Origin of the sequence: Cupriavidus sp. UBA2010 (assembly GCF_002335265.1) — a bacterium.
Lineage (GTDB): Bacteria > Pseudomonadota > Gammaproteobacteria > Burkholderiales > Burkholderiaceae > Cupriavidus > Cupriavidus metallidurans.
The window spans coordinates 1-13,569 of sequence record NZ_DDCI01000001.1; the positions used below are offsets into that span (position 1 = coordinate 1).

A 13,569-nucleotide genomic window follows, 5' to 3' on the forward strand; every position below is an offset into this window, starting at 1 on the left:
GAATTCCTCGTTGAACCTTTTTTTGAGGGGAATTGCGTGAGTCTGCATTTTGTGCATATTAAGTAACTTATCTATGCGAACGTTCGTGCCATGCGCACCACAATGCGCTTGCGGCTCACACAATGAGCTTTATAGATTGCATATTGCGCTGTTACAATTTCATACGATTACTTACAAATAGCATTTTCGAGAGACGCATGCGTATCTCGGGGCGGGGGGTATCCATGCATATTCTTGTTCGTTGCGGGGCCGTGGCAGTTCTTGGCCTTGCCGGGTGCGCACAGACGCCGGAAGGACAGTTGACGCCGCGGTCGCAGACAGTACGCCTGTGCAACGGCAACACCTGCACCGAGCAGGATCGGCGCGTATCGACATTGCCAAGCGCACAACCAACCGATGCCGAGCGCCGCATGCAGGCGCTGACAGAGGTGGCCGAGCGCAATCCGAACGGCGCCTATGACCTCGGCCTGCGCCTGTTGCGCGGCGACGGTGTCGAGCGCAACAGTTATCAAGCCATCGAATGGTTGCGCAAGGCCGGAGACAACGGCCACGTGCAGGCTCAGTTGGCGCTTGGGCGCATTTATCTGATGGGCCTCGAGGAGATGGGCTCGGACCCGGCGCAGGCAGAGTCCTGGCTGTTACTCGCTGCCGCCAAGGGCAGCAAGGAAGCCAAGGACCTGCTTCCAAAAGCGCAGGCCGCCAAGAACGATGAACAGAGTCTGTATCGGGTGCGCGAAGCCTATCGCACGTCCTGGATTGCGTGGTACAGCAGCGCTCCGTACTACTGGGTCTGGGGCCCTTCCGGCTGGTACCTGCGCTAACTCTCCTTTCCCCAGATTTCTTGCTTCAATTCCACCAACAGGAAGCGATTCCATGTACAAAAACAAGAAAACTTCTTTGCGTATGGCCGCATTGGTCACGTCCCTGGCTCTGGCTGGTTGTGCCAACCTGGGCGGCGGCACGATCAGTACCGGCACAGCACCCACGGCAGCAACCGGTGCCGCGGGCGGCGCAACGAGCGTGAATGCCAATCAGGCGCTGGAGCGATGCGACGCGCCTCTGGGCACGATCGCTGTGGATGATGGCCGTGGCAAGGAATGGTATGCCAGCTTCGGTGCAGCCACGAAGATCACGACCATCGAGCCGTTGATCCGCTTGGCCGTGCAACAGTCGAACTGCTTCGTGATTACGTCGGTTGGCAACAACCGTACCGAAAGCAAGCTTTCGTCGATTACCGACAAGCAGCGCAATTCCGGCGAGTTCCGTGCAGGTTCGAAACAGCAGAAGGGCCAGCGCGTAGCGGCTGACTACTACATGGAGCCATCGATCATCATCGATAACGACGCCACGGGCCAGATGGTTGCCGGTGTGGGCGGCCTGCTGGGTAGCGTCGGCGCGCTCGTTGGCGGGGCCATGCAGGGCAAGGCATCGGTCGTGACGTTGACCATGTTTGATATCCGTTCGGGCGTCCAGCTGTCCATCTCGGAAGGCAATGCGACGGCAACCAACTTCGGTGCCGCGATGGGCGCCTTCGGTGGCGGTGCCGCCGGTGGGCTTGGCGGCTTTTCCCGCACGCCTGAAGGCAAGGCCACAGTGGCAGCTTTCATGGACGCCTACAACAACATGGTGATCTCGCTGCGCAACTACAAGGCGCAGGAAGTCAAGGGCGGCCTGGGGCGTGGCGGCCAGCTCAAGGTAGGTTCGTAACCTCCCTTGAACGGTCAGGGCCGGCTCTGACGAGCCGGTCTGCACCTTGCCCTTGCGGAGGTAGCGACTGATTTGCGCGCCGGTGGACGTTGTCTTCGATGCCTGATAAGCGGGCGCGACGGCACAGCGGAGTCCGATCCTGCAATGTCGCTGCTCGCAGCCGCGCCTTCCGTAGACGTTTGCAGCGACCGCCCCAGTAAATGGCCAGTCAATCGAGCAGCAAGTTGGGCCGTTCAAGGAACGCGTACCAGCGGGTGCGCTTTTCCTTGCGCTTCTTCCATTCCATTGCCCACGCTTCCAGCAGTGACTTTGGCTGCGTCAGCCGGCGTCGAAAGCGCCCGGTCCCAATGATCAGGTGCTTGTCCCATTAAACGCCATCCATGGCGTGATCCTGATCGTCAGCGTTCTGATTCCGTTTGTTTATCTCGGCGCGTTCAAGAACGCGCATTGAGACTTATGGTTTTCTGGCAGCTTGCCCCAAGAGCGGCGGTAGCCTTGTTCCCTCGCGAATGCTCTTCTAGAACAGCCCCCGGCTGCGGTCACGATACAGGTTCACTGACAGCCTCATGTCCTCGGCTGGCGGCACCAGCAGGGGCTGCCGGTCCGATACGTTGGGGTGCCGATAGCACGCCGCACGGTAGGCCTTATGCGCGATCTCGTCGATTGTCTGCTGGTGCAGCATCAGACCGTTGTCACTTGGACACCCTCGGGGCCCGGCCGTCGCCATGATGCGCTGGTTGCCGTCCGGCGCATGGAACCGGCTCGCGTTGGTGTCGGCCACATCGCGCAGATACCGCCCGCCGCGATGGTCCGCGACGGACAGGGTGCGTGGCCGGTTGCCGAACGCATAAGCAAAGACCGTGCATTGCGAGAGGCCTGCTACGTCACCCAGTAGCTTGAGGATCTCCGCCGCAAACGCGTTCGCGTCAGGTTCGCCGATCGACGGCACCGGGCTGGTGGCCCGGGACAGGTCGAGCTGGCCGGCGAGGGAGGGGCGGTCAAGGCGCCATGAGCGACTGGGCGGGAAGACTGGGGGCGATGCCGGAACGCTGGGGCCGCGCGCCGCGCATGAGAGAGGCCTCGCAGTCGTTCCGTGGCACTCGTGCGGACGCCCGCGCGGGGCATCCGATGCGCTCCGACATTGCGTTTCAAACTCTGTCTATCGGTCGAAGCGCGGCGCATGAACCCGATACCCCCTTGCATCGCGCAAAACAGACCACGACTCGTCGTTGCGAACGCCCACTGTGACGGTGTTCAGTTCGCGCTCAGATCGCGCCAGCAGCGGGGCGCGGACGCGCATCGCCGTGTTGTGCGGCATCACGCATCGGATTTTTCTACTATAAATGAGTGACTGTATTCACATTGATTGTCCGAGTTGCAGGCGCGGAAGGCGCTCGCCGAACCCGTAATGCTTGCGGGCCAGGCAATACGCCATTCGCCGCGAGCATTGCCACGACCGTCGGAGCAACGCTATGCGAGTTGTCCTGATCGGTGCGACGGGAATGGTTGGCCAAGGTGTATTACGGGCGTGTCTTGAAGCCCGAGACGTCACCGGGATCATCGTGGTGGGCCGGCGCGCACCACCCGGTTACGTGGATCCGAGGCTGAGCGTTTACGTTGTTCCCGAGCTGAGTCGCTTCGAAGCGACAGGTGCCATGTTTGCGGATGTCAACGCATGCTTCTTTTGCGTTGGCGTGTCTTCGTTCGGCATGCCCGAGCCGGCATACCGCGCGGTCACCTACGACCTCACGCTGCATTGCGCGCAACAGCTGCTCGCCCGCAGCCCGGGCATGAAGATGGTGTATGTGTCAGGCGCCGGCGCGGACAGCAGCGAACAGGGCAAGACGATGTGGGCGCGCGTCCGGGGCGAAACCGAGAACGCGCTGCAGCGGCTGCCATTTGGAGGCGTTGCCATCTTCCGGCCGTCCGCGATCGTTCCCGAAGGCGGCATCCAGTCGCGCACCGCGATCTACCGGTGGATGTATGTCGTGTTCAGGCCGCTGCTGGTGCTGCTCCGGCGCATATCGCCCGCCAGCATTCTGACCACTGGACTGATCGGCGATGCCATGCTGAATGTCGTGCGCCTCGGCGTGACGAAGCCGGTCCTGGAATCGGCCGACATCTACCGGCTGGCCGTCGCGCACGCGTGACGCCGATTCCCCGGGCCGTTTTGCCTGTCTCTCTCGAACCCGCCGGGCTGTCTGCTTTCATTCGGCAAACCTATGAGGTCCCCTCATGCGCATGGAACGGGTGCCATTTCGCCAGATCGGCCTTGCGACGGTTGCCATTGTGCTCGCCGCATGTGGGCAAAAGCAGTCAGCCCCGCCGCCGCAGATTCCGGAAGTGGGTGTGGTGGTAGTCCAGCCGACTGCCGTGCCGGTCGTGACCGAGCTGCCCGGCCGCACGAACGCCTTCCTGGTAGCGCAGGTGCGTGCACGCGTGGACGGCATCGTACTGCGCAGGGAATTCATCGAGGGCTCGAACGTGAAGGCCGGCGAGCGGCTCTACAAGATCGATCCCGCGCCGTATGTCGCCACGCTCAACAACGCCAGGGCTTCGCTGGCGAAGGCCAGGGCGAACCTGGTCACGCAGAACGCACTGGTGGCGCGCTACAAGGTGCTCGTTTTGGCCAGCGCGGTGAGCAAGCAGGACTATGACAACGCGGTGGCGGCGCAGGGCCAGGCGGAAGCCGACGTCGACGCTGGCAAGGCGGCGGTGGACGCAGCGCAGATCAACCTGAACTACACCGATGTGATCTCGCCAGTCACGGGCAAGGTCGGTATCTCGCAGGTGACACCGGGCGCTTACGTGCAGGCGAGCCAGGCCACGCTGATGTCCACGGTGCAGCAGATGGACCCGATGTACGTGGACCTCAATCAATCGAGTCTGGACGGTCTGAAGCTCCGCCGGGAAGTCGAGGAGGGGCGGCTGAAAACGAGCGGTCCGGGCGCGGCGAAGGTAACGTTGATCCTTGAGGACGGCAGTACCTACGCGGAGCAGGGAAAGCTGCAGTTCACCGATGTCACCGTCGACCAGACCACCGGGTCGGTCACCATCCGCACGCTGTTCCCCAATCCCAACCGCGTGCTGCTGCCCGGCATGTTCGTGCGCGCGCGTATCGACGAGGGCACCAACGACACGGCCTTCCTTGTGCCGCAAGTGGGCGTGCTGCACGACCAGAAGGGCCAGGCGTCCGTGCTCATCGTAGACAAGGACAACAAGGTCGTGTCGCGTCCGGTCGTTGCAGCGCGCGCGCAGGGCCAGAACTGGATCGTCAATAGTGGTCTGAATCCCGGCGACCGCGTGATCGTTCAGGGTGTCGAAAAGGTGCACGCCGGTGCGACGGTCAAGCCTGTCGCCGCGCAACTGCCGCCGCCGCCGGGCGCTGCCAGTCGCCCCTCGGCCAGCCCCGCTAGCGCCGCAACTGCCGCCGCAACCGCCGCAGCGCACTAACCGGGAGCCTGCGACATGGCAAAATTCTTCATCGATCGCCCGATCTTTGCCTGGGTGATCGCCATCATCCTGATGCTGGCAGGGGGTGCGTCGATATTCACGCTGCCGGTGGAGCAGTATCCGACCATTGCGCCGCCGGCCATCCAGATCGCCGCGACCTACCCCGGCGCGTCCGCCAAGACGGTGGAGGACACCGTCACGCAGGTCATCGAACAGCAGATGAGCGGACTGGACCATCTGCTGTACTTCTCCTCGACCAGTGACGATTCCGGACAAGCGACGATCACGCTGACGTTCGCGCCCGGCACCAACCCGGACATTGCGCAGGTGCAGGTGCAGAACAAGCTGCAGCTGGCCACGCCGATCCTGCCGCAGGTGGTGCAGCAACTCGGCATCAGCGTCACCAAATCGAGCAGCAGCTTCCTGATCGTACCGGCGTTCTACTCCCAGGACGGGAGCATGAACGCCTATGACCTCGCCAACTACGTTGCCTCGAACATCAAGGACCCGCTGAGTCGCGTCAATGGCGTGGGTACCGTCACGTTGTTTGGCACCCAGTACGCCATGCGCATCTGGCTGGACCCGAACAAGCTCACCAACTTCCAGTTGACTCCGAGCGACGTGACGAGCGCGATTACCTCCCAGAACGTGCAGATAGCGGGTGGTCAGCTCGGCGGCACCCCAGCTGTGCCGGGCCAGTCGTTCCAGGCGACCGTTACCGAATCGACGCTGCTGCGCACGCCAGAGGAGTTCGGCAACATCCTCCTGAAGGTGAACCAGGATGGTTCGCAGGTACGGCTGAAGGACGTGGCACGCGTCGCGCTCGGCGCCGAGAACTACAACGTGGATTCCAGGTACAACGGACATCCGGCCACGGCGCTCGGCATCCAGCTCGCAACCGGTGCGAACGCGCTGCACACCGCGATGGGCGTGCGGCAGAAGATCGAGGAGCTTTCGAAGTACTTCCCTCACGGTCTGGTGGCGGAGTACCCATACGAAACGGCGCCGTTCGTGCGCCTGTCGATCGAGGAAGTCATCAAGACGCTGCTGGAAGGCATCGTGCTGGTGTTCCTTGTGATGTACCTGTTCCTGCAGAACCTGCGGGCGACGCTGATTCCGACGATCGCGGTGCCGGTGGTGCTGCTTGGTACGTTCGCGATCATGGCGGCGGTGGGTTTCTCGATCAACACGCTATCGATGTTCGGGCTTGTGCTCGCCATCGGCCTGCTGGTGGACGACGCGATCGTGGTCGTGGAGAACGTCGAACGGGTGATGGCCGAGGAGGGACTGTCGCCAAAGGAAGCCACCCGCAAGGCGATGGGGCAGATCACCGGCGCGCTGATCGGCGTGGCGCTCGTGCTCTCCGCCGTGTTCGTGCCGGTCGCGTTCTCTGGCGGTTCGGTCGGTGCGATCTACCGCCAGTTCTCGCTGACGATCGTGGCGGCCATGGTGCTGTCTGTCCTGGTGGCGCTGATCCTCACACCTGCCTTGTGCGCGACGATCCTCAAGCCGATCCCGAAAGGCCACCATGAACAGAAGACGGGCTTTTTCGGGTGGTTCAACCGGATGTTCGAGACGAGCCGCGACAAGTACCACAGCGGCGTGTACCACGTGATCAAGCGTTCGGGGCGATGGCTTGTGATCTATCTCGCGGTGATCGCCGTGGTCGGCCTGCTGTACCTGCGTCTGCCGACGTCTTTCCTGCCTGACGAGGACCAGGGCACGATGTTTGTGCTTGTGCAGACGCCGTCGGGTTCGACGCAGGAGATCACGGCGCGTACGCTCGCCAATATCGCGGACTATCTGATGAAGGACGAGAGCAGCATCGTCGAATCGGTGTTCACAGTGGGCGGGTTCAGCTTCGCGGGCAATGGGCAGAATTCGGGTCTCGCGTTCGTCCGGCTGAAGGACTACAAGGAACGCAAGCGTGCCGACCAGAAGGTTCAGGCATTGGTGGGCCGGATGTTCGGACGTTACGCCAGCTACAAGGACGCCATGGTGTTTCCGGTGAATCCGCCGTCGATTCCCGAGCTGGGCACGGCCTCGGGCTTCGACTTCGAACTGCAGGACCGCGCGGGCCTTGGCCACGAGAAACTGATGGAGGCGCGCAACATGCTGCTTGGCATGGCGGCAAAGGACCCGATGCTCGCCCTCGTACGGCCGAACGGCCTGAACGACACGCCGCAGTTCAAGATCAATATCAACCGGGAGAAGGCGAACGCGCTCGGCGTCACGGCATCGGCCGTGGACCAGACGTTCTCGATCGCGTGGGCGTCCGCGTTCGTGAACAACTTCCTCGACACCGATGGCCGGATCAAGAAGGTATATGCGATGGCCGATGCGCCATACCGCATGACGCCAGAGGATCTGCATCTCTGGTACGTGCGCAACAGCACGGGCGGAATGGTGCCGTTCAGCGCGTTCGCGTCGGGGCACTGGGCCTATGGATCGCCGAAGCTCGAACGTTATAACGGCATCTCGTCGATCGAGATTCAGGGCCAGGCTGCTCCAGGTAAGGCCACCGGCCAGGCGATGACGGCCATGGAGAAGATCGCGGCGAAGCTGCCCGACGGGATCGGGTACGAATGGACCGGACTGTCGTTCCAGGAGCGGCAGTCCGGCTCGCAAGCGCCGATCCTGTACGCCATCTCGATCCTCGTGGTGTTTCTGTGCCTCGCTGCGTTGTACGAGAGCTGGTCGATTCCGTTCGCGGTCATCATGGTGGTGCCACTCGGCGTACTTGGTGCACTGCTCGCGGTGACGCTGCGCGGCCTTGAAAACGACGTGTTCTTCCAGGTGGGCCTGCTGACCACGGTCGGCCTCTCCGCGAAGAACGCCATCCTGATCGTCGAGTTCGCCAGGGACCTGCAGGCTGAGGGCAAGATGGGACCGATCGAGGCGGCGCTCGAAGCGTCGCGACTGCGGCTGCGGCCGATCCTCATGACGTCGATGGCGTTTATTCTCGGCGTGACACCGCTTGCGATCAGTAATGGCGCCGGTTCGGCCAGCCAGCACGCGATCGGCACGGGCGTGATCGGCGGCATGATCACGGCCACATTCCTCGCCATTTTCATGATCCCGATGTTCTTCGTCGTGCTTCGCGCGCGCGTGGCCGGGGAGAAGGAAGACCCCGACGTCGCGCTGCAGCACTACGAAGCGCACCACGCGCACGACCACGATGCCGAGAACAGTGACAACGGTGGTAGCGGTGGCAGTAACGGCGAAAGCGGCGATAGCGGCCCGGGCAAGGAAGGACACTGACATGGACAAGCGAACCGTCTTTGCAGCGGCCGCCGCGCTCCTCGCGGGCTGCACCATGGCGCCGTCCTATCAGCGGCCCGACGCGCCAGTTTCGGAGACCTTTCCGCAGGGTGGTGTCTACGCGGTGCCGCCGGGTGTCGCCACGGGCGACCAGGGTCCTCGCAGTGCCAATGACGCCCCCGCGACCGATATCGGCTGGCGCGACTTCTTCATCGATCCGCGCCTGCAGCAGCTCGTCGGGATTGCGCTGAAAAACAACCGCGACCTGCGCGTCTCAGTGCTCAACGTCGATGCTGCCCGAGCGCAATACCAGATCACGCGCGCCGAACTGTTCCCCGCGATCAATGCCGTGGCCACGGACACCCGATCACGCCTGCCGTCGGAGCTGCAGGTCACGCAGAACAACCCCTACAGCGTGTACAACGTCGGCCTGCAGGCGTCATGGGAAATCGACTTCTGGGGGCGTATCCGCAGTCTGAAGGATCAGGCATTGGCGCAATACCTCTCCACGGCCTATGCGCGCAAGGCGGCGGAGATCTCGCTGGTCTCGCAGGTTGCGGACCAGTACCTGACCCTGCTGTCCGACGATGACCTGCTCAAGGTCACGCAGGACACGCTCAAGACGGCGCAGGACTCGTACAACCTCACAAAGATCCAGTTCGATACCGGCACCGGTACCGAGCTTGACCTGTGGCAGGCGCAGAGTGTGGTGGAGCAAACGCAGGCCAACCTCCAGGCGCAGTTGCGCGCCCGCGCGCAAGCCGTGAATGCGCTCGTCCTGCTGATTGGCGAGCCATTGCCGGAGGACCTGCCGCAAGGCCTGCCGCTCGATGGCCAGGCCCTGCTGGCCGATATTCCGTCGGGGCTCCCATCGGACCTGCTTACCCGCCGCCCGGACATCATGCAGGCCGAGGAGTCCTTGCTTGCGGCGAACGCGAACATCGGCGCGGCGCGAGCGGCATTCTTCCCGAAGATTTCGCTCACTGCCGCATTCGGTACCGAGAGCCTTTCGCTTGGCGGGCTGTTCAAGGCGGGCTCGACGGCATGGAGCTTCGTCCCCCAGATCACGTTGCCGATCTTCGAAGGCGGCGCGAATATCGCGAACCTGCAACTGGCGAACGTCGAGAAGCGCATTGAGATCGCCAGCTATGAGAAGTCGATCCAGTCGGCGTTCCGCGAGGTCGCCGACGGGCTGGCTGCACGCGGCACGTACGATCAGCAGATCGCCGCGCTGGAGCGCAACACCTTTGCGAACCAGCGCACGCTCACGCTTTCCGAACTGCGCTACCGGACGGGCGTGGACAGCTTCCTGCCAGTGCTCACGGCGCAAACCAACCTCTACACATCGCGGCAGACGCTGATCAACGCGCGGCTTGCGCGGCTGACCAACCTCGTCGATCTATACCGCGCGCTGGGAGGCGGCTGGATCGAGCGTGCGGGCGAGACGCCGCGTCCGGCGGATGCACCGGTTGACTACGGCGCATCGGGCACGGTCGGGTTGACATCGCCGCAGTGAAGGATGGGCGAGGGGGCGGAGAAGGATCGGCTCGTGGGCGGTTGAGTGGGTGAAAGTTCGATACGACTTGGGGTCGTGCCCGATTCTCGAATGTCCGCGCCAGCGGTAGCCTGCCGGTACACCCACACATGAAACGATCCCAATGTCCGACCGTTCCCTGATTTCACCGCGCCCCGCACGCCTTGCGGTGCTGGCCCTGACGATCTCCGCAGCGGCCGGGCTGCTTGCCGGCTGCGCCGCCAATCCGTCCGCCCAGTCGGCCACGTCAGCCAAGGTACCGGAGCTGCGTCCCGGCATTCCCGCCGGCTACCTGGCCCCGGAAGCGCGCCCCGATAGCCTGGCGCTGGTGCCACCGCCGCCGGCGGCCGAGTCGGTGGCCTTCGCGCTGGACAAGGACACCGCAAGGCTGGCTCAGACCCAGTGGGCCAAGCCGGGGTCGGCACGCTGGAAGCAGGCGCAACTCGACGCGGACCTCAGCTTCCCGGCAGCGGCAGGCACGTTTTCCTGCGCGCTGAACGCGCCCGTCAGCGAGGCGCAGACGCCGCGCCTGTACATGCTGCTGCGGCGGACGCTGGTCGATGCGGGCCTGGCGACCTACCGCGCGAAGGATCGCTACAACCGCACGCGTCCGTTCGTCGCCACTCACACGCCGTCCTGTACGCCCGGCGAGGAAGCCAAGCTGGCCAAGGACGGTTCCTATCCGTCCGGTCATAGCGCGGCGGGCTGGGCGTGGGCGCTGGTGCTGACCGAGGTCGCCCCCGATCGCGCGGACGCCATCCTGGCACGCGGCCGTGCCTTCGGACAAAGCCGCATCGCCTGCAACGTGCACTGGCAGAGCGACGTCAATGAAGGCCGCATGGTGGCGGCGGCCACGGTGGCGCGTATGCATGCCGATCCGGTATTCGAGGCCGATCTGGCCGCAGCGCGCGACGAATTGGCCAAGGTGCGTGCCCAGGGTCTGCCGCCGGTGCGGGACTGTGCCGCGGAAGCCGCGGCACTGACGACGACCCCGTGAGGCATCGGCCGACAGGTACCGGCGCCGATTGGCGCCGGGCTGTCGGGCTCAGCTTGCGTTCGTCATCAACGTCTTCGGCTCCAGATACGCGCTGATACCCCATCGGCCCATTTCGCGCCCGAGCCCGGAATGCTTGAAGCCTCCGAACGGTGCGCGCGGCTCGTGCGCCAGGGTGTTGACGAGCACGCGGCCGGAATCGATCTGGCGTGCCACCCGTTCGCAGGTTTCCGGGTTCTTGCCCAATACCAGGGCGCTCAGGCCATAGCGCGTGTCGTTGGCAATGGCAATCGCCTCGGCTTCGTCGTCATAGGGGATGATGGTCAGCACGGGGCCGAAGATCTCCTCGCGAGCAATGCGCATCTGATTGTTGGCATGCGTGAAGATCGTGGGCTTCACGAACCATCCCGTGTTCATGCCTTCGGGCCGGCCTTCACCACCTGCCAGTAGCGTCGCGCCTTCCTGTTGCCCAAGACGGATGTAGTCCTGCACCCGTTCCCACTGTTTCCGGCTGACCATCGGGCCGATGTCGGTGTCGGCATCGCGCGGGTCGCCGGAGCGAATTTGCGAGATCGCCGCCTTCGCGGCCTGCTCGAACTCGGTCAGTCGGCTGCGTGGCACAAGAATGCGCGTGCCCGCGATGCAAGCCTGACCGCTGTTGAGGAAGCCGGCCTGCAGCGCCAGCGGCATGATGGCGGCAAAGTCCGCATCGTCCAGCACCACCGTGGGCGACTTGCCACCCAGTTCCAGCGTCACGCGCTTCATCGTGGCCGCTCCTGCGACCACGAGGTGCTGGCCAACCGCAGACGAGCCCGTGAACGAGATCTTGGCGACGCCAGGGTTGCGCGCAATCTCCTCACCGACGACGTCGCCCCGGCCATTGACGATGTTGAACACGCCCGGGGGCAGGCCGGCTTCATGCAACGCCTCGATCACGACCTGCGTCTGCATCGCGCTCATTTCGCTGGGCTTGATGACGGCGGTGCAACCGGCCGCCAGTGCGGTGGCCAGCTTGTTGCAGATAAACCCTGCATCACTGTTCCACGGCGTAATCAGACCCGCGACGCCTACGGGTGTATGGATTACCTTGGCAGCGCCCGCTTGCTCTTCGAACACGAACGACTCCAGCGCCTCTATCGCCTGGGCAATGACGTCGGCCGGGTATGTCGCCATCCAGCGCCCGCGCACCAGCGGCGCGCCATATTCAACCAGGATGGCTTCCATCAGTTCGTCTTCACGTGCCGCGATGGCTTTGTGCATGCGCCGCAGCGCGGCGATGCGCTCTGCGCGCGTGGTGCGTGACCAGGCGGGGAATGCGGCCTGCGCTGCCGCGATGGCGCGCTGCGCGTCCTCTGCGTCGCCCAGCCGCACCTGGCCGATGACGGCCTCGGTGCTCGGGTTGTAGAGGTCGAACCATTCCTGGCCATGTGGCGTGACGAATTCTCCGTTGATGTAGATGTGTTCGATGCGTTGCATGGTGAATTCCTTTCGGGTGGGATGTGCAACGCAGTCTAGGAATGATTTATTGTTCTGATAAGCCGTCTCACGGGTGATGATGCATCCCGATATTCAGGACAATCCATGCACAGAACAGGAATGACCGAGCTGGAAGTGGTGCTTGCCGTCGCACGCCGCAATAGCTTCCGGGGCGCGGCGCAGGAGTTGGGCATGTCCACCACGGCCGTGAGCAGCGCCGTGGCGGGGCTGGAGACCCGCCTGCGGGTGCGATTATTCAATCGCTCGACGCGCAGCGTGGCCCTGACTGACGCGGGCCAACGATATGTGGAGCGCATTGCTCCCGCACTGGCGGAAATCAAGAGCGCCGGCGAGGAAGCTGGTACCGGCCCAGACGTGCCAAGCGGCACGCTGCGTATCAACGCACCGCAGAGCGTGGCTTCCCTGCTGCTCGAACCGCTCTTCAACGTGTATGCGCAGCGTTATCCGGAGGTGAGGATCGACATCGTGAGCGAGTCGCGCCTGATCGATGTGGTGGCCGAAGGGTTCGACGCCGGGATCCGGCTGGCCGAATCCGTTCCGCAGGACATGATCGCCGTGCCGCTCTCGCGCGATGTGCGGATGCTCGTGGTGGCAACGCCCGAATACTTGAAGCGTCACGGCACGCCCAGGCATCCGCGCGATCTCCTCAAGCACCAGAGCATCGGCATGCGCATGTCCCACGGCGGCATCTATCACTGGGAACTGGAGCGCAAGGGCGAGAAACTGCAGATGGATCTGCCGGTGCGCTTTGCGCTCAACGAGTTGGGGGCCATCAAGCAGGCGGTGCTGCTGGGGCTCGGCATCGGCTTTCTCTCCGAATGGTTTATCGAGGAAGCATTGCAGAGCGGCGCGCTGGTGCCAGTGCTGGTGCCATGGTGCCCGTCGTTTGGCGGCCTGCGGCTTTATTACTCCGGCCATCGCTTCGTACCCGCGCGATTGCGCGCGTTGATCAGCCTGGCCCAGGAGTTGCGGCTGGCGGAGGCGCCGCGATCCGATCGTCGCTGACTGTCGCGTTTGGCAGTGCCGATGACCGGTTCACTTCCGCTAACCACGCCTTGGCTGAGTGCTTGTTTCCGTGTACCCGCTTACTGCGAGACGTGACAGTGGCCAACGGCGTTCGAGC

9 protein-coding genes and 1 pseudogene are annotated in these 13,569 nt (G+C 63.8%); 8 read left to right on the plus strand and 2 right to left on the minus strand.

Annotated elements, in window-relative coordinates:
* The first annotated feature begins 224 nt into the window (after nucleotides 1-224).
* Nucleotides 225-821, plus strand: coding sequence for a tetratricopeptide repeat protein (locus tag B2246_RS00005; protein ID WP_035884044.1), 597 nt, complete (start codon nucleotides 225-227; stop codon nucleotides 819-821).
* A gap of 52 nt (nucleotides 822-873) precedes the next feature.
* A complete protein-coding gene (locus tag B2246_RS00010; RefSeq protein WP_035884043.1) occupies nucleotides 874-1,707 on the plus strand; it encodes a hypothetical protein in 834 nt (277 codons plus the stop codon).
* Between the two features lie 520 nt (nucleotides 1,708-2,227).
* Here the strand turns inward: B2246_RS00010 and B2246_RS00015 are convergent.
* A pseudogene (locus B2246_RS00015) lies at nucleotides 2,228-2,677 on the minus strand (LuxR family transcriptional regulator); the annotation flags it as partial.
* Nucleotides 2,678-3,401: 724 nt separating this feature from the next.
* Between B2246_RS00015 and B2246_RS00020 the strand changes: the two are divergent.
* From B2246_RS00020 to B2246_RS00040, 5 genes are all read left to right on the plus strand, one after another.
* Complete coding sequence (locus tag B2246_RS00020) at nucleotides 3,402-3,857, plus strand: semialdehyde dehydrogenase (RefSeq protein ID WP_234707069.1); 456 nt, start codon at nucleotides 3,402-3,404, stop codon at nucleotides 3,855-3,857.
* A gap of 85 nt (nucleotides 3,858-3,942) precedes the next feature.
* Entirely contained in the window at nucleotides 3,943-5,160 is a 1,218-nt protein-coding gene (locus B2246_RS00025) for an efflux RND transporter periplasmic adaptor subunit (RefSeq protein WP_008652549.1), read from the plus strand.
* Between the two features lie 15 nt (nucleotides 5,161-5,175).
* A complete protein-coding gene (locus B2246_RS00030) occupies nucleotides 5,176-8,421 on the plus strand; it encodes an efflux RND transporter permease subunit (protein ID WP_286962445.1) in 3,246 nt (1,081 codons plus the stop codon).
* A 1-nt stretch (nucleotide 8,422) separates the two neighbouring features.
* Entirely contained in the window at nucleotides 8,423-9,937 is a 1,515-nt protein-coding gene (locus B2246_RS00035; protein ID WP_286962446.1) for an efflux transporter outer membrane subunit, read from the plus strand.
* 142 nt (nucleotides 9,938-10,079) lie between these two features.
* Complete coding sequence (locus B2246_RS00040; protein ID WP_286962447.1) at nucleotides 10,080-10,952, plus strand: acid phosphatase; 873 nt, start codon at nucleotides 10,080-10,082, stop codon at nucleotides 10,950-10,952.
* 48 nt (nucleotides 10,953-11,000) lie between these two features.
* On the opposite strand, the gene B2246_RS00045 is transcribed toward B2246_RS00040, so the two are convergent.
* Nucleotides 11,001-12,425 carry an aldehyde dehydrogenase family protein gene (locus B2246_RS00045; RefSeq protein WP_286962448.1) on the minus strand — a complete coding sequence of 475 codons (1,425 nt, stop codon included), beginning with the start codon at nucleotides 12,423-12,425 and terminating at the stop codon, nucleotides 11,001-11,003.
* Between the two features lie 105 nt (nucleotides 12,426-12,530).
* Here B2246_RS00045 and B2246_RS00050 point away from each other — a divergent pair, with 105 nt between their 5' ends.
* Nucleotides 12,531-13,451, plus strand: a complete 921-nt coding sequence (locus B2246_RS00050) for a LysR family transcriptional regulator (RefSeq protein WP_035884037.1) — start codon at nucleotides 12,531-12,533, stop codon at nucleotides 13,449-13,451.
* The last annotated feature ends 118 nt before the right edge of the window (nucleotides 13,452-13,569 follow it).